This is a genomic window from Glycomyces sp. L485 (assembly GCF_022548875.1).
Lineage (GTDB): Bacteria > Actinomycetota > Actinomycetes > Mycobacteriales > Micromonosporaceae > Glycomyces.
This window is the reverse complement of sequence record NZ_JAKZEW010000022.1, coordinates 300-18699: the sequence shown is the minus strand read 5'-3', so window position 1 is coordinate 18699 and position 18400 is coordinate 300. Positions and strand designations below refer to the sequence as shown.

Below are 18400 nucleotides of genomic sequence, written 5' to 3'. Positions count from 1 at the left end.
ATGACCACCGTCCACATAACATCGACCGGTGTCGGACCCGCCGGCGTCGTCGCCGTCGCCAGGACCGGCGCTGAGGTCGTCATAGACGACGACGCCGTCGAGGCGATGCGGCGCAGTCGCGCCATCGTCGACGGCATCGAACGCGACGGCCGCCCCGTCTACGGCGTCTCCACCGGATTCGGCGCGCTTGCGAGCACCTTCATCGCCCCCGAGCGCAGAGCCGAGCTCCAGCACGCGCTCATCCGCTCGCACGCGGCGGGCATCGGCGAGCCGATGCCGAAGGAGGTCGTGCGCGCCATGATGCTGCTGCGCCTGCGATCGATCGCGATGGGTCGCTCCGGTGTGCGGCCCGAGGTCGCGGCCGCGCTGGCGGGACTGCTGAACGCCGACATCACCCCGTGGGTGCCGAGATTCGGCTCGCTCGGCGCATCGGGAGACCTGGCGCCGCTGGCGCACTGCGCGATGGTGCTTCTCGGTGAAGGCCGGGTCCTCGGCGCCGACGGTGCCCGGGCCGACGCGGGACCGGCCCTCGAACGGGCCGGCCTGGCGCCGATCGAGCTGTCCTCCAAAGAAGGCCTGTCGCTCATCAACGGCACCGACGGCATGCTCGGGATGCTGCTTCTGGCGATCGCCGATGCCCGCCACCTGCTCACCATGGCCGACGTGACCGCCGCGCTGGCGATCGAGGCGATGCTCGGTTCGGACCGCCCGTTCGCGGCCGAGCTGCACGAGATCCGCCCCCACCCAGGCCAAGGTGCGAGCGCCGCCAACATCCACCGGCTCCTGCAGGACTCCGAGATCATGGACTCCCACCGCTCCGACCTGCTCCACGCCGTGCAGGACGCCTACTCGATGCGCTGCGCCCCGCAGGTCGCCGGGGCCGCCCGGGACGTGCTCGCCTTCGCGTCGACGGTCGCCGACCGTGAGCTGGTGTCGGTCGTGGACAACCCGGTGGTGCTGCTCGACGGACGGGTCGAGTCGACCGGCAACTTCCACGGCGCGCCGCTGGGCTACGCCTCCGATTTCCTTGCGATCGCCGCCGCCGACGTCGGTTCGATCGCTGAGCGCCGCGTGGACCGGCTGCTCGACGTGACGCGCTCACGCGGCCTGCCGGCGTTCCTCAGCCCCGACGCAGGGGTGAACTCGGGCCTCATGATCGCCCAGTACACGGCCGCGGGCATCGTCGCGGAGAACCGGCGCCTCGCGCAGCCCGCGTCGGTCGACTCGGTGCCCACCTCCGGCATGCAGGAGGACCATGTGTCGATGGGCTGGTCGGCGGGCTGCAAACTTCGCGAGGTCCTCGACAACCTCGGCAGCGTGCTCGGGGTGGAACTGCTGAGCGCGGTGCGCGCGCTCCAACTGCGCGAGCCGATGGCCCCGTCTCCGACCGCGAGAGTCGCGATCGCCGCGGTCGAGCGCATCGCCGACAAGCCCGGGCCCGACCAGTTCCTCGCCCCGGTGCTGGAGCAGGTGAAGCAGCTGGTCTCGGGCACGGCACTGCGGGCCGACATCGAAGGCGCCGTCGGCCCGCTCCGCTGATCGGGGCCCGTCCCGTCGCCGCACATTCACATATATTGAAGTTTCAAATAGATAGCGTAATATGAGCCCCACTTTGCAGCACGATGCTCCTGAAAACGGTTGGGGACCGAAATGGCCGGTAAGGAACCGAAACCCGAGCACGATCAGGTCTTGCGATCGGACGCGCGACGCAACGGGGAGAAGATCAGGCAGGCCGCGATCGAGGTGTTCCGGGAACATGGCATCGATGCGCCGATGGAAGCAGTGGTCCGACGCGCCGGCATCAGCACCGCGACGCTCTACAACCACTTCCGCAACCGGCGGAACCTCATCGACTCCGTCGCGCCCTCCCTGGTCTCCCTGGGCGTCGAGACGGTCACGCGGCGCGCGATGCGCAGCCCCGACCCCTGGGAACGGTTCGTACGTCTGGTCATGGGGCTGTGCGAGTACCAGGCCGCCGACCCGAAGTTCTCCGACGTCATCGCTCGGCGATTCGTCGAGACCGGGCGGATCGACCAGCTCTGCGAGAAGGCCCGCGGCGGCGCCGAGGCGATCATCACCGAAGCCCAGAGCGCCGGAGTGCTCCGCGATGACATAACCGGCGAAGACATCGTCCTGTTCGTCCTCGGCATCAACAGCATGATCGTGCGCGCTTGCGCCCAGGTCGCCCCGGACGCCTGGCGCCGCTACATCGGCGTCGTCATCGACGGCCTCCGCGCCGACGGTATCGACAAGCTCGGCGCCGACCCGATCGACGCGGAGCTCACCTTCACACTCATACGCCGTCTGTCCGCTCCCCGGTCAGTCGTCTGACCGCGCCGGATCGCCTCGGTCGCCTCGTGGCCGAGACGACCGCCGTCGCGCGCCGAAGGTCGAATTGCCGGTGCGCGAGCTCTTGGCATAGGAACGGGTCGGCCGGACAATGGAGTTCAGGTCGATCCTCAGGGGCCTTCATGACCGCGACACTCAGCGCCGGAGCAGGCGTGCACGACTACCTCGCCCGCCAGGTCGAGGCGCTGCACCGCCTTCGGAAACCGGCACGGCGGGCCGAAGCGGACGCCGTCCACCAGATGCGGGTCGCCACCAGGCGGCTCCGTTCGCTGCTGTCGGCTTACGGGGACCTCTACGCCGAGATCCCGGTCTCCCGCCAGCGCCTGCGCTGGCTGGCCGGAGTCCTCGGCGAGGTCAGGGACCTGGAAGTGCTGCGGATGCGCTTCGCCGAGCACCTGGGACAGGACCGTCCTCAGTGGTTCGACGAGCTGGCCGAAGCCGAGCGCCGCGCCTATGGGCGCCTCGGCAAGGCCTTCGACCGCAAGCGCTACGCCGCGCTCATCGACGCCGCTGAGCGCATGGCAGGGCGGCCGCACTTCTCGGCCGCGGCCGTGCGCCCCGCGGCGGACGTGCTCTCGCCGATCGTCCGCGCCGCGCGGCTCGACCTCGCGGACGCCTTCGGCGCCATCGCGACCGCCGACGACCCCGACGCGGCCCGCCACCGAGCCCGGAAGACCGCCAAGCGGACCCGCTACACCGCCGAGGCCGCCGCGAAGGCCCTCGGCGACGAGGCGGCCGCGCCCGCGGCGGAGGCCAAACGGCTCCAGACGGTCTGCGGGCGCTACCAGGACTGTGTCGTGGCGATCGCCTATATCGAGTCGCATACGAAGGTGGGTGATGCACGTCGCGAAGAAGTGCTCGAGGCCGAGCGTCGCAGCAGGGAAGCGCAGCTCGACGCGGTCGAGCGGGCGCTGGCGGTCTAGGCCCGGTCCTGCGGGCTCAGGCGAGCGCGGCCTAGAGGCCGGAGAGCTTCTGGCCGGCGCGGATGACGGCCATGCCGAGCCGGTCGCCTGGTCGCCGTCCGAGTCGTTCGAGCGGTCCGGACACCGAGATCGCCGCGACTACCCGGCCGGTCTTGTCGCGCACGGGGGCGGAGACGCTGACCACACCGGCCTCGCGCTCGGCGACTGACTGGGCGAATCCCCGGCGACGCACTTCGGCGAGGGTCTTGGAGGAGAACCGGCACTTGGGCAGCAGCGGCAGGATGCCTTCGGGAGGCTCCCAGGCGAGCAGTACCTGCGCGCCCGATCCGGCGGTCATCGGCAGCGACGCGCCCACCGGGACGGTGTCGCGCAGCCCGGAGGCCCGCTCGGCGGCGGCGACGCAGATGCGCTCGTCGGCGCGGCGGCGGTACAGCTGCGTCGACTCACCGGTCTGGTCCCGCAGGAGGTTCAGGACCGGCTCGGCGGCGGAGAGCAGGACGTCGGCCGTGGAGCCGGCGAGTTCGCCGAGCTTGGGGCCGGGGCGCCAGCGCCCTTCGTGGTCGCGCTGGAGCATCTCGTGGGCTTCGAGGGCCTGGGCGAGGCGGTGGGCGGTGGCCCTGGGCAGTCCCGTCTCGTGTACGAGTTCAGCCAGGCTGGCGCCGTTGGTGCAAGCCGTGAGGATGAGCACCGCCTTGTCGAGGACGCCCACTCCGCTGATAGTATTCGTTCTCACGAGCTGAACATTACCTCCCATTATTCGAGAAGTCCAACGACTGGGATAAGAGATGTCACGTACACCACAAGGATCCGAGGAGGCGCGGCCGCGCACCCTCGCAGAGAAGGTCTGGGACGCCCACGTGGTCCGCTCCGATGGCGAGCAGCCCGATCTGCTCTACATCGACCTGCACCTGCTTCACGAGGTCACGAGCCCGCAGGCGTTCGACGGGCTGCGCCAGGCAGGGCGCAAGGTCCGGCGCGCCGACCTCACCATCGCCACCGAGGACCACAACACGCCCACCGACAACCTCTTCACCATCGAGGATCCGACCTCCCGCAAGCAGATCGAGACGCTGCGCTCGAACTGCGAGGAGTTCGGGGTGCGCATCCACTCGCTCGGTGACGCCGAGCAGGGCGTGGTCCACGTGGTGGGACCCCAGTTGGGACTCACCCAGCCGGGCATGACGGTCGTCTGCGGCGACTCCCACACCTCCACCCATGGAGCGTTCGGCTCGATCGCGTTCGGCATCGGCACCAGCGAGGTCGAGCACGTGCTCGCCACCCAGACGCTGCCGCAGGCGAAGCCGAAGACGATGGCCGTGACCGTGAACGGCTCGCTGCCCGAAGGGGTAAGCGCAAAGGACCTCATCCTCAAGATCATCTCGATCACCGGCACCGGCGGGGGCAAGGGCCACATCGTCGAGTACCGCGGGCAGGCCGTCGAGGAGCTCTCGATGGAGGGCCGCATGACGGTGTGCAACATGTCGATCGAGTGGGGTGCGAAGGCGGGCATGATCGCCCCCGACGAGAAGACGTTCGCGTACGTCTCCGGCCGCGCGCACGCGCCGACCGGCGAGGACTGGGACGCCGCCGTCGAGCACTGGAAGAGTCTCAAGACCGATTCCGGCGCCGAGTTCGACCGTGAGATCGTCATCGACGCGGCCGAGCTGAGCCCGTTCGTCACCTGGGGCACCAACCCCGGGCAGGGCGTCGAGCTGTCGGGCGCCGTGCCGGACCCGGCCGCGTTCGACGACCCGGTCGAGCGCACCGCCGCCCAGAACGCCCTGACCTACATGGGCCTGGAGGCGGGCACGCCGATGCGGGAGGTCGGCGTCGACGTCGTCTTCCTCGGCTCCTGCACCAACGGCCGCATCGAGGACCTCCGCGCCGCCGCCGAGGTCATCAAGGGTCGCAAGGTCGCCGACAGCGTCAACATGATGGTCGTGCCCGGCTCGGCCCGCGTGCGCGAGCAGGCCATGGACGAGGGCCTCGACAAGGTCTTCACCGACGCGGGTGCCGACTGGCGCTTCGCGGGCTGCTCGATGTGCCTGGGCATGAACCCGGACCAGTTGACGCCCGGCCAGCGGGCCGCGTCGACCTCGAACCGCAACTTCGAGGGCCGCCAGGGCAAGGGCGGTCGTACCCACCTGGTGAGCCCCGAGGTCGCCGCCGCAACCGCCGTCGCGGGCCGCCTGGCCGGCCCGGCCGACCTGTAGGAGAGGACAGGGACATGGAGAAAGTCACGACGCACACCGGCACCGCGGCCCCGCTGCGGCGTTCCAACGTCGACACCGACCAGATCATCCCCGCCGTCTACCTCAAGCGGGTCACCAAGACCGGCTTCGAGGACGGGCTGTTCGCCGAGTGGCGCGACGACCCGGAGTTCGTGCTGAACCAGGACGCCTACCAGGGCGCCACGATCCTCGTCACGGGGACCGAGTTCGGCACCGGCTCAAGCCGCGAGCACGCGGTGTGGGCACTGAAGGACTTCGGCTTCAAAGCCGTCATCGCGCCCCGCTACGGCGACATCTTCCGAGGCAATTCGCTCAAGAACGGTCTGTTGACTGTGGAACTGCCGACCGAGGCCGTCGAAGCGATCTGGGACGCCGTCGAGGCCGACCCGACGCTTGAGGTCACGGTCGACCTGGTCGGGCGGGAAGTCCGTGCGGGAGGCGAAACCTGGGCTTTCGAGTTCGACGACTTCGCCCGCTGGCGCCTGATGGAGGGACTCGACGACGTCGCCTTGACCCTCCGCGACGAGGCCCGAATCGCGGCCTTCGAATCGGACCGGGAAGCTTGGCGGCCTAAGACTCTCCCGAGTCCCGTCTAGCGCGCGCCACAACGATAATCGAATTCTTCACGTCTGGAGCCGGTGGGTCGACCACCGGCTCCAGACGTGTTTAGGCCCGCCCCAACGGGGTTGCCAGCGTCGATTTCGGGCGTCCAAATAAAAAAGCCCTGCGACACAACGGGTTTTTTCCTCGAAACAGTTGCGTTCGCTTTCGAAACGTCATACCGTGCGCTTAACGGCTGGTTTAGCTAGACAACCTTATCGGGAGGGAAGGACTCGTGAACAAGGCAGAGTTCGTAGATCGGATAGCCGCTCGCACCGGGGACCGTCAGGCCGCGAAGGAAGTCGTGGATGTGGCGATCGACGAGATACAGCGCGCGGTGGTGAAAGGCGAGAAGGTCTCCTTCGCCGGATTCGGTGTCTTCGAGAAGCGCCAGCGTGCCGCGCGTATGGCCCGCAACCCGCGAACTGGCGAAGCCGTGCGGGTCAAGAAGACCGTTATCCCGGCGTTCCGACCCGGTACTGGCTTCAAAGAACTGGTGACTGGAAGGCGGAAGCAGCCCAGACTCAGCACGGCGAAGAAGTCCGCGGCGGCTCCGGCCAAGAAGACCGCGGCCAAGAAGACTGCGAAGAAGGCGGCCAAGAAGACCACCAGGGCGGCCGGCTCGACGCGTTCGGTCACCACCGGAAGGGTCTCTGGCACCAAGAAGACCGCTGCGAAGAAGGCCGCGCCCAAGAAGGCCGCACGGAAGACGGCGGCCAAGAAGACCGCTGCGAAGAAGGCCCCGGCGCGCAAGTCCACCGCCAAGCGCGGGCGCCGCTGAAAGCCTACGGCCCGGCTGAAATCCGGGTCTCCGCGAAGCATCAACATTGCACTCGCACGGGGACAGAGGGCATTCAGGAGCCACCTGAATGCCCTCGGCTATGTCCGCAAAAGGCCCTCCCGACCGAATGAACCGGCACTACCCGTAATCGAGCGATTCCCCCGAGCAGTTCCGAGCTGAAGTCGTTCGCGAACTTCTCCTCTGGATCGACGCGCTCGCGCAGTTTTTCGAACTCACCCATTCGGGGATATTGTGAGCGGACCTCGGTAATGGGAATCGTGAACAATTTGCCCCAATGGGGCCGCGGCCCGAACGCGCCGAGTGCGTGCTCCACCAATGCCATGACCGGCTCGACCGATTCATAGTCGCGAATCCACGTGAAGTGGAAGCCCACAGTGTCCCTTCTGTACGCAGGCGACAGCCACATCTCATCGGCCGCCATCGTCCGCACCTCGCTCACCTGCACCACCGGTGCGAGCCTCGCCGACAGGCCCCGCAACGCTTCGAGAGCGGCGGGCGCGTCGGCCCGGTCTACCAGGTATTCCGACTGGAGCTCCTCGCCGGCGCTCGGGGTGAACTCGGGTCGGAAGTGCGGCAGGCGCTCATGCGCCGGTCCGGTCCGGCCCTGCTGCTCGGTCGAGGCCGCCGGATCGACGCCCGGGATCGGGTGGCGCGGCCCGTCTGCCAGCGCCGCCCCGAACCGCTGCAGGGCCGGGAACGGCTGCGTCTGGTCCGACACCCGCTGCTTGACCCAGTAGTTGAACGACGGCTCGGCGCCCCAGACCGTGAACATGCTCGTGCTGTACGCCGAGGAGGTCAGCTCGTCGAAGTGCGCGATCGCCGCGTCGAACGGCAGGCCGTCGTAAACGTACTGGCGCATCGCGAAGGTCGGCAGGAGGTCGAGCGTCACGGCCGTCACGACTCCCAACGCACCCAGGTGGACCACTGAACCGGGGAAGTCGGCGTCGCCGCGCTCGACGGTGCGGCTCTCGCCGTCGGGGCCGATGAACTCCAAGGCGGCCACGGCGCTCGCGAGGTTCCCTACGCGGTCGCCCGAGCCGTGCGTGCCGGTCGCGATCGACCCGGCCACCGAGATGTGGGGGAGCGAGGCGAAGTTGTGCAGTGCGAACCCGGCCTCGTGGACCGCCTGCCCGAGCGCGGCGTACGTGATCCAACCGGAGGCCCGAACCCGGCGGGCCTCTGCGTCGATGTCGACTTCGGGCTCGATTCCGCTGAGCGACAGCAGTACGGCACTGGAATCGGCGATCGCGTTGAACGAGTGGCCCGAGCCGAGCACCCGCAGACGCGAGGCCGCGGCGACGACCTCCCGCGCCTGGTCGAGGTCTGCGACGGGCTCGAAGCGCTCGGGGTCGAAGACGATGTTGCCAGCCCAGTTGGTGAGCGCGGGGGTGGACGCTCCGTCGGGGGAGTTGCGCACGGGTGCCTCCTTGTATGCGATTGCTCCACTCATCCACGGCCCATGAGCCGTGAATCAGGCGCAACCGTACCCGGATGTGTCACAGCCGCTCGACACCGATGAGACGCTGCCCGGCCAGCGACAGGACCCAGCCTTCGCCTGCGTGTGTGGAGACGTCGGCCGCCGCGAGATCGTCCTCGTCGGCCAGGATCGCCACGGTGTCGCTGATGACCTCGGCCTCGGCGCAGACGATCGCGCAGCCGCCCGCGGCCGCCAGTTCCCGCAACCGGGCACTGGACCGCTCCGGATTGCGCCCGTGGGAGCCCGAATCGAACACCGAGTCACCGTTCAACCGGCACCGCACGGCATGCGCCACCGGTTCCAGTGTCTGCACGCTCGCCCTGCCGGTCGCGCTCAGAGCCCGCTCCGGCTGGTATAGCGCCGCCAGGGCCGCCAGGCGCACGGCCTGCTCGCGGCCGGTCGCCGACAGCGGCCGGGCCACGTCGGGTCCGTCGAAATTCCTCGCGATCTCGGCCGGAGCGACGAGCAGGATCGTCGAGGTGATCGCCGGGAGCGCCGAGAACGCCTTGAGCGCCTGTTGATCCCTGGGCCGTTCGAGCAGGGTGCGCGCCTCGGGCAGCGGCACCCAGCGCCGCTCGCCGATCTCCTCGTCGGCGACGAACGCCGCGTCGGGCTTCTCGGTTCGCATGGACCAGAAGTCGACGGTCTTGTGGACGTCGCCGGTGGGGTTGGGAAGCACGTAGGCCGCACGGCACAGCCACATCTGCGGGATGACCGGCACGCCGGTCTCCTCCTCTACCTCGCGGCATGCCGCCGTCAGAGGGTGCTCGCCTTCGTCGAGCTTGCCCTTGGGCAGCGACCAGTTGCCGACCTTCGGCCGCCAGACGGCGACCACCTCGATGCGCCCGCGCTCGACGGTGCGCCACAGCACGCCACCCGCCGCGGCCACTCGTTTCCGTGTCCCGCTCACGCCTCACACCGTACTGGGGTCGAGCCGCGAACGGGTAGCAGTACACCTCTACGGGTGCATGGTGAGTATGCGGATCGCGATGATCGATCCCGTTTCGTCCCTGTCGAGTTGGACGCGCTGGCCCGGGCGCAGGAAGCGCAGACCGGAGGCGGCGAAGGCCGCCGCGTCGAATGGGACGCGACGGCCCGAGTCGAGGACGACCTCGCCGGAGGTGTCCTCATTGAAGCTTGCAACGGTACCCTGCAAGGTTGTTTACCTGCGAATCTGCCTGCGGTCGGAACCGGTGATGGCGTTCTTGGCCTTCCAGCCGAGGAACACCAGGCCGCCGACGACGCCGATGACGAGGGCGATCTTGATGAGGGCTCCGATGCCCGCGAAGATCCACCCGATAACGGTGGCCGCGAGCCAGATCGCCACGATCGCGCCGCCGAACAGGGCGGCGAGCCATCCGAGGAGGCGCCAGTTCATGTTCAATCACTCCGGTCGAGTTCGAGGACTTTGCTGTCGCGTCGCGTCAGCAGGCTAGATGTCATTATGACTCTATGATGACATCATTCGGCTATCGGCGCAAGTCGCCGTTCGTGAGAGCCGCGGGCTGAATCGGCCTCTGGTGAAGCTTCCGAGCCGTAAATTGACCCCATGGCGAAACTTGCGAGCCACGAATCGGCTCAGGCCGTACCGGTGGGCTCACACCCCGTGTTGACCAGGCTTTGCTCTCTGAGTCGAACCACACGGCACGGTTCCCGTCTCCCGCCCGTGGCCGAGCGGGCTATAGAGTGCTCCCCACAGACCATCCCACATTTAAGGAGCGAGCAGGTGACCGAGGAGACGGCGGGGACGAAATACACTCTCCGCCGGGCCGGAGGCGAACGGCTCGGCTGGGTCCACCTCCCCGGCAGCATCTTCAAGGGCGGCATGCTGCTCCTCACCAAGCGCCGCTGGAGCGGCATGGAGCATGTGCCCCTCGACGGCCCGGTCATCTTCGTGTGGAACCACTACTCCGACATCGACCCGCTCCCGGTCGTCCACTACATCTACAACGCCGGCCGCCACCCCCGCTTCCTGCTCAAGAACACCATCGTCGAGGTCCCCGTCATCGGCCCGATTCTCAAGGCCACCGGTCAGATCCCGGTCTACCGGGGCCGCACCGACGCCGCCGACTCCCTGCGCGAGGCCATCGCGGTGCTGAGACGCGGGGGCGTGGTCGTCGTCGCCCCGGAAGGCACGGTCACCAAGGAACCGAACCGCTGGCCCATGCGCGGCAAGACCGGCGTCGCCCGCCTCGCCCTGGAGACCGGCGCCCCCGTGGTCCCGGTCGTGCAGTGGGGCGCCCTCGCGATCCACGACCGCCACCGCAAGCCCAAGTTCAAGCTCGGCAAGCGCAAGACGGTGACCGTCAAAGCGCTCCCGCCGGTCGACTTGTCGAGATGGCAGGGCGCCGAGACCACCCGTGAGAACCTCGCCGCCGTCACCGACGAGATCATGAACGCCCTCCGGCTCGGCGTCGCCGAGCTTCGCGGCGAAAAGGCACCGCCCCTGTTCGATCTCCGCGAGCAACGTAGGAACCAGAACGAAGAAAGCGAGCCGACCGAGTGAGAGCAGCCGTCATGGGAGCCGGGTCATGGGGAACCGTGTTCGCCAAGATCCTCGCCGACGCCGGAACGCCTGTCACTCTCTGGGCGCGGCGCGCCAGCGTCGCCGCGGGTATCAGAGACCGACGCTCCAACCCGGAATACTTCCCGGACATCAGGCTCGGCGAGGCCGTCTCCGCCACCGACGACCCGGCAGAGGCCCTCAAGGGCGCCGGCATCGTCGTGCTCTCCATCCCCAGCCAGACCCTCCGCGAGAACCTCGCCGCCTGGTCCGACCTCATCGAACCCGACGCGACCCTCCTGAGCCTCATGAAGGGCATCGAACTCGGCACCACCTCCCGCATGACCGAGGTCATCGCCGAGGTCACCGGTGCCGACCCCGGACGCGTGGCGGTCTTGTCCGGGCCGAACCTGGCCCGTGAGATCGCCGAGGAGCAGCCGACCGCCTCCGTGGTGGCCTGCACCGACCACGACCGCGCCGTCGCCGTCCAGCGCGCGGTCATCACCTCATACTTCCGGCCCTACACCAACACCGACGTCGTCGGCTGCGAGCTCGGCGGCGCCACCAAGAACGTCATAGCCCTCGCCTACGGCATGGCCGCCGGCATGGGCCTGGGCGACAACACCAAAGCCACGATCATCACCCGCGGCCTGGCCGAGACGACGCGCCTCGGTATCCGGCTCGGCGCCGACCCCGCCACGTTCGCGGGTCTGGCCGGGCTCGGCGACCTGGTCGCCACCTGCTCCTCGCCGCTGTCGCGCAACCACACCTTCGGTGAGCAGCTCGGCCTCGGCGCGACGTTGGAAGAGGCCGCCCGGGTCACCAAGCAGACCGCCGAGGGCGTCAAGAGCTGCCGTTCGATCACCGACCTCGCCCGCAAGGTCGGAGTGGAGATGCCGATTTGCGACGCCGTCGAACGCGTCTGCCACGAAGGACTCGACCCCCGAGCCGCCGTCGCCGAGCTCATGGGCCGCGAGACCAAACCCGAAACCGACACCTTGAGGTCAAATAATGTCTAAGCCAACCGTCGCCGTGTTCCTCGGCGGGCGCAGTGTCGAACAACCCGTCTCCTGCTCGTCCGGCTCCGGTGTCGCCGAAGCGCTCCGGGGACGCGGCTACGAGGTCACCGCCATCGGCATCACCCGCGACGGCGACTGGGTGCGACTCCCGGACGACTCCACCTTCGCGATCGAGGAGTCCAAGCCGCTCCCGGAGGTCACCGCCGACTCCGGCAAGTCCGTCGCGCTCGAACTCGGACCCGGCTCCGAGCAGCCCGCCGACGTCGCCTTCCCCGTCCTCCACGGCCCCTACGGCGAGGACGGCACGATCCAGGGCCTGTTCGAGATGGCGGGAGTCCCGTACGTCGGCTCCGGCGTGCTCGCCAGCTCCATCTGCATGGACAAGGAGTTCACCAAGCGCCTGCTCGACGCCGAGGGCGTCCCGCAGGGCAAGTGGGCGGTCCTCAAACCCGGTGAGGAACTCGACGCGCAGGCCGTCATCGACGAGCTCGGCTTCCCGGTCTTCGTCAAGCCGGCCCGCGCCGGCTCCAGCCTGGGGATCAGCAAGGTCAAGTCGGGAGCCTCGCTCGAGGAGGCCGTCGGGAAGGCCCGCGAAGTCGACGAAAAGGTCGTCTTCGAAGCCGCCTTCGAAGGCGTCCGCGAGATCGAGATGGGCGTCCTCGCCACGCTCGACGGCGACCTGGACGTCACCTTCCCGCTCGAGGTCCTCGCCGCCGGCGAGGACGGGTGGTTCGACTTCGAGGCGAAGTACCTCGACAACCCCGAGCCGTTCAACCTCAGGCCCGACTACCCCGAGGGCGTCGCCGAGCAGGCGCAGGCGCTGGCCAGGAAGGTCTTCCGGCTGCTCGACTGCCGCGACCTGGCCCGCGTGGACTGCTTCCTGACGGCCGACGGCACGGTCTACCTCAACGAGGTCAACACCATGCCGGGCCTCACCCCGATGAGCGGCGTGCCGCAGGCGTTCGCCGCCGCCGGAGTCGAGTACGGCGAGCTGGTGGAGCGCTTGGTCACTCTCGCGGCATCCCGGCGTTGATGCTGGTCCGAGTGCCGCGTAGATTGGTCAGCTGAGGTTCACGTCCCAATCCCGGGGCGCGGGATCCGCCGTATACCCGTGTCCGCGCCGCATGAGCACGCGACACTCTCCCGCTTCTGCAGGTCAGAGGCGAGTCGTGCCTCGAACGAGGCAAGTGATGAATTAATGGAGTTTGCATGGAAGCGAAGGCGAAGGTCAAGCTTTCCCGTTCTCTCGGGATCGCCCTGACGCCGAAGGCCGCCAAATACATGGAGCGCCGTCCCTACCCTCCGGGGCAGCACGGCCGTGGCCGCAAGAAGGAATCGGACTACAAGAACCAGCTCGTCGAGAAGCAGCGCCTCCGCGCGCAGTACAACATCTCCGAGCGCCAGCTGCGCAACGCCTACGCCGAGGCCGTGCGCAAGCAGGGCAAGACCGGTGAGATCCTCGTCGGCCTGCTCGAGTCGCGCCTCGACGCCTTCGTGCTGCGCGCCGGCTTCGCGCGCACCATCTACCAGGCGCGCCAGTTCGTCAACCACGGTCACTTCACCGTGAACGGCCGCAAGGTCGACATCCCGTCCTACCGGCTCAAGCCGAACGACTTCATCCAGGTCCGGAAGAAGTCCCGTTCGATGACGCCGTTCCAGCTGGCCGCGGCCGGCGCCTGGGCGGGCGAGCAGACCCCGGCCTACATCGAGTCGCACCTCGAAGGCCTCGTGGCCCGGTTCATCCAGGTGCCCGAGCGCAAGCAGGTCCCTGTGATCTGCGACGAGCAGCTCGTCGTCGAGTACTACTCGAAGTAAGAGTTTCAGCGAGGCGGCCCTCCGCGATGCGGTGGGCCGCCTCGTGTTCGCAGCAGTGCCGTCCGTCACGGTCTCCCCGCTGGTAGTCGCCTCGCGGACGCGAGTAGACTTAGCCAGCGGTGCAGTCCGTTCTGTTCCGAGTTCGCCCGCGCTCCGGTGAACTGGGACGCGGCTAAGGCGAGCTGTACCGGTGCGACCAGCGCGCGGCCCTTCAGGCCGCACCGCGGCCGCACATGCGGCCCCATCTGCGGGCCGTGAAACATGCCTGATCAACGCAAGCGGCCCCTTCGCGGGACCACCAGCGCTGGGCAGGCTGTGCCAGTAGCTCCGCATCCGCCATGGGTGGGGAGTGTTCGGACCTAGTTGTCACGGTAGCGGAGGACATGCCGAAAAAAGACGGTGCCATCGAGATTGAAGGCAAGGTCGTCGAGTCCCTCCCGAACGCTATGTTCCGGGTGGAACTCACCAACGGCCACAAAGTACTCGCTCACATCAGCGGCAAGATGCGTCAGAACTACATCCGGATCCTCCCAGAGGACCGCGTAGTCGTCGAACTCTCGCCGTACGACCTGTCGCGCGGGCGGATTGTCTACCGCTATCGCTGACCTGACGACTACACGTAAGTAGGACTCGTGAAAGTCAAACCGAGCGTCAAGAAGATCTGCAAGAACTGCCGCGTGATCCGCAGGCACGGACGAGTGATGGTCATCTGCTCGTCCGACCCGCGTCACAAGCAGCGTCAGGGCTAGACCTTCAAACGCCAATAAGCAAGGCCCCACGCTCAGAGATGGGGAACCGCCGCCAGTGCGCCCTTTCGCGCACAACCCTCGGCTCGGAGGCCGAGGCTCGCATCGCCCGTCGAGGGCAGGGGATTCGCACCCCGGCGGGACGGCGGCGGTCAGACCTCCGGAACGCCAAGGAGAACGCCTAGATGGCACGCCTGGTTGGAGTGGACCTCCCGCGCGACAAGCGCCTGGAGATCGCACTCACCTACATCTACGGTGTCGGCCGCACGCGCTCGCTTGAGACGATCGAGGCCACCGGTCTCGACCGCGACAAGCGGGTCAAGGACCTCACCGACGAAGAAATGGTGAAGCTCCGCGACCACATCGAGGAGCACTACCAAGTCGAGGGTGACCTGCGCCGCGAAGTGCAGGCCGACATCCGCCGCAAGATCGAGATCGGCTGCTACCAGGGCCTGCGTCACCGCTTCGGCCTCCCGGTCCACGGTCAGCGCACCAAGACCAACGCTCGGACCCGCAAGGGCCCGAAGAAGACCGTCGCCGGAAAGAAGAAGGCCCGCTAGGGCCTGAGGAGCGCAAGAGATGCCACCGAAGACTCGCGGCGGTTCAAAGAACCCGCGCGCAAAGAAGAAGAACGTGCCCCACGGGCACGCCCACATCAAGAGCACCTTCAACAACACCATCGTGTCGATCACCGACCCGACCGGTGCGGTCATCTCCTGGTCCTCCTCGGGCCAGGTGGGCTTCAAGGGCTCGCGCAAGTCGACCCCGTTCGCCGCGCAGATGGCGGCCGAGGCCGCCGCCCGCAAGGCGATGGACAACGGCATGCGCAAGGTCGACGTCTACGTCAAGGGTCCCGGCTCCGGCCGCGAGACCGCGATCCGCTCGCTTCAGGCCGTCGGCCTCGAGGTCGGCTCGATCAACGACGTGACCCCGCAGCCGCACAACGGTTGCCGCCCGCCGAAGCGCCGCCGCGTCTAGCCGGGTTCCACACCGTTAGCCGTCCGGCCGGACGGCAAAGATCCAAACGTTAGCGGCGTCATATAGCGGGCGCCCCGAACAAAGGAAACACCGACAGTGCTTATCACTCAGCGGCCCACGCTTTCCGAGCAGCAGATCAGCCCGACCCGCTCGAAGTTCACCATCGAACCGCTCGAGCCCGGCTTCGGCTACACGCTGGGCAACTCGCTGCGGCGCACGCTGCTGTCGTCCATCCCGGGCGCAGCGGTCACCTCGATCAAGATCGACGGCGTGCTGCACGAGTTCTCCACCATTCCCGGCGTCAAAGAAGACGTCGTCGAGCTGGTGCTGAACGTCAAGCAGATCTGCGTCTCCTCGGAGAACGACGAGCCGGCCACCATGTACCTGCGCAAGGAAGGACCCGGCGAAGTCCTCGCCGGCGACATCCAGCCGCCCGCCGGAGTGCAGGTCCACAACCCCGAACTCAAGCTCGCGACCCTGAACTCCAAGGGCCGTCTGGACATGGAGTTCGTAGTGGAGCGCGGCCGAGGCTACGTCTCGGCCCCGCAGAACAAGGCCGACACGAACGAGATCGGCCGCGTCCCGGTCGACTCGATCTACTCGCCGGTCTTGAAGGTGGCCTACTCGGTCGACGCCACCCGCGTCGAGCAGCGCACCGACTTCGACAAGCTGACCGTCGACGTCGAGACGAAGGCCTCGACCTCGCCGCGCACGGCTCTGGCCTCGGCCGGCTCGACCCTGGTCGAGCTGTTCGGGCTCTACCGCGAGCTCGACACCGAGGCCGAGGGCATCGATGTCGGGCCGAGCCCCGCCGACCAGCAGCTGGCAGCCGACCTGGCCCTGCCGATCGAGGATCTGGACATGACCGTCCGGTCCTACAACTGCCTCAAGCGCGAGGGCGTCAACACCGTCGGCGAACTCATCAACCGCACCGAGGCCGACCTGCTCGACATAAGGAATTTCGGGCAGAAGTCGATCGACGAGGTCAAGATGAAGCTCGCCGGCATGGGCCTGAGCCTGAAGGACTCGCCCGGCACCTTCGACCCGTCCGAGGCCGCCGTGGCCTACGGATCCGAGGAGACCGCCGAGTCCGACGAGTACGAAGACGACGGTGAGGATCTCCGCGAGACCGAGCAGCTCTAGCGCTGCCCGAACCAGTGGCGGTCGGTTCCGTGAAACGGCCGGCCGCGCCAACACCAGAGGAGCAAGACAATGCCTAAGCCTCCCAAGGGCCCGCGCCTGGGCGGTTCCCCGGCGCACGAGAAGCTGATGCTGGCCAACCTGGCCGCCTCGCTGTTCGAGCACGGCAGCATCACGACCACGCTGACGAAGGCTCGTCGGCTGCGTCCCTACGCCGAGCGTCTCATCACGTACGGCAAGAAGGGCAGCCTGCACCACCGCCGTCTGGCGCTGGCCAAGCTGCGCAACAAGGACGCTACGCACGACCTGTTCGAGCAGGTCGCCCCGCGCTTCGCCGAGCGCGAAGGCGGTTACACCCGGATCATCAAGGCCGGGAACCGCAAGGGCGACAACGCGCCGATGGCGATCATCGAGCTCGTCGACTAGCAACGCGTGAGACCGCGCGCAAGGCTTATGCTTTGCGCGCGGTTTTCCGTATCTGGAGGCATTTCGTGGAAAAGACCAGGCTGCGGCTCGGCGTCGCCTACGACGGGGCGGACTTCTCCGGCTGGGCGCTGCAACCCGGCCGGCGGACCGTCGCCGCCGAGGTGATCCGCGCCCTGGAGTTGCTGTTCGGCGAGATCGAGGAGTTCACCGTCGCCGGGCGCACCGATGCCGGCGTCCACGCAGTCGGGCAGGTCGTCCACGTCGACGTGCCGACCGCGAAATGGGAACAGCTGCGGGAGAAGCTCCTGTGGCGGCTGCGGGGAATCCTGCCGCCCGATGTGCGGATCACGTCGTCCAAGGCGGTCGACCCGGCGTTCCACGCCCGCTTCGCGGCCCGCTGGCGCCGCTATGTCTACCGTGTCGCCGACGCCCGGTGGGGCGTCAACCCGCTGCGCCGGTCCGACACCCTCGCCTGGCCCAGGCCGGTCGACGTCGAGCGCATGCACTCCGCCTGCCAGGCGCTGCTCGGCGAGCACGACTTCGTCGGCTTCTGCAAGCAGCGTGAGGGCGCTACGACGATCCGCGAACTCCTCCAGTACGACTGGGCCCGCGACGACGAAGGCGTCGCCTTCGCGACCGTCCGCGCCGACGCGTTCTGCCATTCGATGGTCCGCAGCTTGGTCGGCGCCGCGCTCGCCGTCGGCGACGGCCGCCGCGACGAGGACTGGCTGGCCTCGGTCTTGACCCTCACCGAGCGCGCGAACGACGTCCATGTCGTGGGCCCGCAGGGCCTCGCACTCGTCGAGGTGTCCTATTCAGATGATCCTGAGGACTGGCGCTCCCGCATCGACGTCACCAGGCGCGTCCGGACGCTCTAGCCGTGTTGTCTCGGGCGGCTGCGAACGCACGGGGCGGGTTGGTCGTTGGCTTGTCGTTTTGAGCGGCCGGTCCTGGACTGCCTTGGTGGTCATAGGAGCTGAGCGGAGGTCGGGGCGGGGAGCAGCAGCGGATGTGTCGGTGGTCGTTGGCGCGGTGCGCCTGAGGAGTCCGGCAATGGCCGTGGGGTCGTCGGCGGGATCGGTGTGGCTGATGGTTGTTCTGCGCCAAGGGCGGCGGCGATGACGAGGTGGATGGTTGGGCGGGGTGGGGTCTTCGGCTGTTCGGTGATTCTCGGTCGGGCTTCAGGCGAGGCAGCGATGAGGAGCTGAGTGGGGGCCGCGGGTGCCCTGTCGGCCACGGAGGCCGGTCGTGGGGAGCAGGAGCGGGACTCTCGAGGCCGGTTCGGCGGCTGTGGCGGGGCTGTGGGTGTGGGTTCGGTGGCGGTGAGGGGATGTCGGTTCGGGGCGGCCGGGTGTGCGGGTTTCGGGCCGCTCGGCTGTAGAGGCTTGGGG

General features: G+C 68.2%; 21 protein-coding genes and 1 pseudogene. 17 read left to right on the top strand and 5 right to left on the bottom strand.

What is annotated here, in order from left to right; all coding sequences use genetic code 11:
* The 3 genes from hutH to L0U85_RS12340 all read left to right on the top strand — a co-directional run bounded on the left by hutH (position 1) and on the right by L0U85_RS12340 (position 3272).
* Positions 1-1539 carry a histidine ammonia-lyase gene (gene hutH / locus L0U85_RS12350; RefSeq protein WP_241378064.1) on the top strand — a complete coding sequence of 513 codons (1539 nt, stop codon included), beginning with the start codon at positions 1-3 and terminating at the stop codon, positions 1537-1539.
* Positions 1540-1650: 111 nt separating this feature from the next.
* Positions 1651-2331, top strand: a complete 681-nt coding sequence (locus L0U85_RS12345; protein WP_241378063.1) for a TetR/AcrR family transcriptional regulator — start codon at positions 1651-1653, stop codon at positions 2329-2331.
* A gap of 140 nt (positions 2332-2471) precedes the next feature.
* A complete protein-coding gene (locus L0U85_RS12340) occupies positions 2472-3272 on the top strand; it encodes a CHAD domain-containing protein (RefSeq protein WP_241378062.1) in 801 nt (266 codons plus the stop codon).
* Between the two features lie 31 nt (positions 3273-3303).
* Here L0U85_RS12340 and L0U85_RS12335 read toward each other — a convergent pair whose 3' ends face one another.
* Complete coding sequence (locus L0U85_RS12335; protein ID WP_347177432.1) at positions 3304-3990, bottom strand: IclR family transcriptional regulator; 687 nt, start codon at positions 3988-3990, stop codon at positions 3304-3306.
* A 67-nt stretch (positions 3991-4057) separates the two neighbouring features.
* Between L0U85_RS12335 and leuC the strand changes: the two genes are divergently transcribed.
* The 3 genes from leuC (at position 4058) to L0U85_RS12320 (ending at position 6884) form a co-directional block, all read left to right on the top strand.
* Complete coding sequence (gene leuC, locus L0U85_RS12330; protein ID WP_241378060.1) at positions 4058-5485, top strand: 3-isopropylmalate dehydratase large subunit; 1428 nt, start codon at positions 4058-4060, stop codon at positions 5483-5485.
* A gap of 14 nt (positions 5486-5499) precedes the next feature.
* Complete coding sequence (gene leuD / locus L0U85_RS12325; RefSeq protein ID WP_241378059.1) at positions 5500-6099, top strand: 3-isopropylmalate dehydratase small subunit; 600 nt, start codon at positions 5500-5502, stop codon at positions 6097-6099.
* 239 nt (positions 6100-6338) lie between these two features.
* A complete protein-coding gene (locus L0U85_RS12320; protein ID WP_241378058.1) occupies positions 6339-6884 on the top strand; it encodes an HU family DNA-binding protein in 546 nt (181 codons plus the stop codon).
* A gap of 73 nt (positions 6885-6957) precedes the next feature.
* Here L0U85_RS12320 and L0U85_RS12315 read toward each other — a convergent pair whose 3' ends face one another.
* From L0U85_RS12315 to L0U85_RS12300, 4 genes are all read right to left on the bottom strand, one after another.
* On the bottom strand, positions 6958-8322 hold the full coding sequence (locus tag L0U85_RS12315) for a D-arabinono-1,4-lactone oxidase (RefSeq protein WP_241378057.1): 1365 nt from the start codon (positions 8320-8322) through the stop codon (positions 6958-6960).
* Between the two features lie 79 nt (positions 8323-8401).
* Complete coding sequence (locus L0U85_RS12310; protein ID WP_241378056.1) at positions 8402-9292, bottom strand: NUDIX hydrolase; 891 nt, start codon at positions 9290-9292, stop codon at positions 8402-8404.
* 48 nt (positions 9293-9340) lie between these two features.
* A complete protein-coding gene (locus L0U85_RS12305; RefSeq protein WP_241378055.1) occupies positions 9341-9538 on the bottom strand; it encodes a cold-shock protein in 198 nt (65 codons plus the stop codon).
* A gap of 6 nt (positions 9539-9544) precedes the next feature.
* A complete protein-coding gene (locus L0U85_RS12300) occupies positions 9545-9760 on the bottom strand; it encodes a hypothetical protein (protein ID WP_241378054.1) in 216 nt (71 codons plus the stop codon).
* Positions 9761-10108: 348 nt separating this feature from the next.
* On the opposite strand from L0U85_RS12300, the gene L0U85_RS12295 reads away from it, so the two are divergent.
* The 11 genes and pseudogenes from L0U85_RS12295 to truA all read left to right on the top strand — a co-directional run bounded on the left by L0U85_RS12295 (position 10109) and on the right by truA (position 17887).
* Positions 10109-10888, top strand: a complete 780-nt coding sequence (locus L0U85_RS12295; protein ID WP_241378053.1) for a lysophospholipid acyltransferase family protein — start codon at positions 10109-10111, stop codon at positions 10886-10888.
* Between the two features lie 11 nt (positions 10889-10899).
* Entirely contained in the window at positions 10900-11904 is a 1005-nt protein-coding gene (locus tag L0U85_RS12290; RefSeq protein WP_241378052.1) for an NAD(P)H-dependent glycerol-3-phosphate dehydrogenase, read from the top strand.
* A complete protein-coding gene (locus L0U85_RS12285; protein ID WP_241378051.1) occupies positions 11897-12937 on the top strand; it encodes a D-alanine--D-alanine ligase family protein in 1041 nt (346 codons plus the stop codon). The genes L0U85_RS12290 and L0U85_RS12285 overlap by 8 nt, the downstream gene beginning before the upstream one ends.
* Positions 12938-13113: 176 nt before the next feature.
* Positions 13114-13719: a 30S ribosomal protein S4 gene (gene rpsD, locus L0U85_RS12280; RefSeq protein ID WP_241378050.1), complete on the top strand. Its 606-nt coding sequence runs from the start codon at positions 13114-13116 to the stop codon at positions 13717-13719.
* A 383-nt stretch (positions 13720-14102) separates the two neighbouring features.
* Entirely contained in the window at positions 14103-14324 is a 222-nt protein-coding gene (gene infA, locus L0U85_RS12275) for a translation initiation factor IF-1 (protein ID WP_026929479.1), read from the top strand.
* Between the two features lie 27 nt (positions 14325-14351).
* Entirely contained in the window at positions 14352-14468 is a 117-nt protein-coding gene (gene rpmJ, locus L0U85_RS12270) for a 50S ribosomal protein L36 (protein ID WP_081687242.1), read from the top strand.
* 182 nt (positions 14469-14650) lie between these two features.
* The gene (gene rpsM, locus L0U85_RS12265; RefSeq protein ID WP_241378049.1) at positions 14651-15025 is read left to right on the top strand and encodes a 30S ribosomal protein S13; all 375 of its coding nucleotides are present in this window, start codon (positions 14651-14653) and stop codon (positions 15023-15025) included.
* Between the two features lie 19 nt (positions 15026-15044).
* On the top strand, positions 15045-15443 hold the full coding sequence (gene rpsK, locus L0U85_RS12260; RefSeq protein ID WP_241378048.1) for a 30S ribosomal protein S11: 399 nt from the start codon (positions 15045-15047) through the stop codon (positions 15441-15443).
* 96 nt (positions 15444-15539) lie between these two features.
* A complete protein-coding gene (locus L0U85_RS12255; protein ID WP_241378047.1) occupies positions 15540-16586 on the top strand; it encodes a DNA-directed RNA polymerase subunit alpha in 1047 nt (348 codons plus the stop codon).
* A gap of 69 nt (positions 16587-16655) precedes the next feature.
* A pseudogene (gene rplQ, locus L0U85_RS12250) lies at positions 16656-17006 on the top strand (50S ribosomal protein L17); the annotation flags it as partial.
* Positions 17007-17074: 68 nt separating this feature from the next.
* The gene (gene truA / locus L0U85_RS12245; RefSeq protein ID WP_241378045.1) at positions 17075-17887 is read left to right on the top strand and encodes a tRNA pseudouridine(38-40) synthase TruA; all 813 of its coding nucleotides are present in this window, start codon (positions 17075-17077) and stop codon (positions 17885-17887) included.
* Positions 17888-18400: the final 513 nt, after the last annotated feature.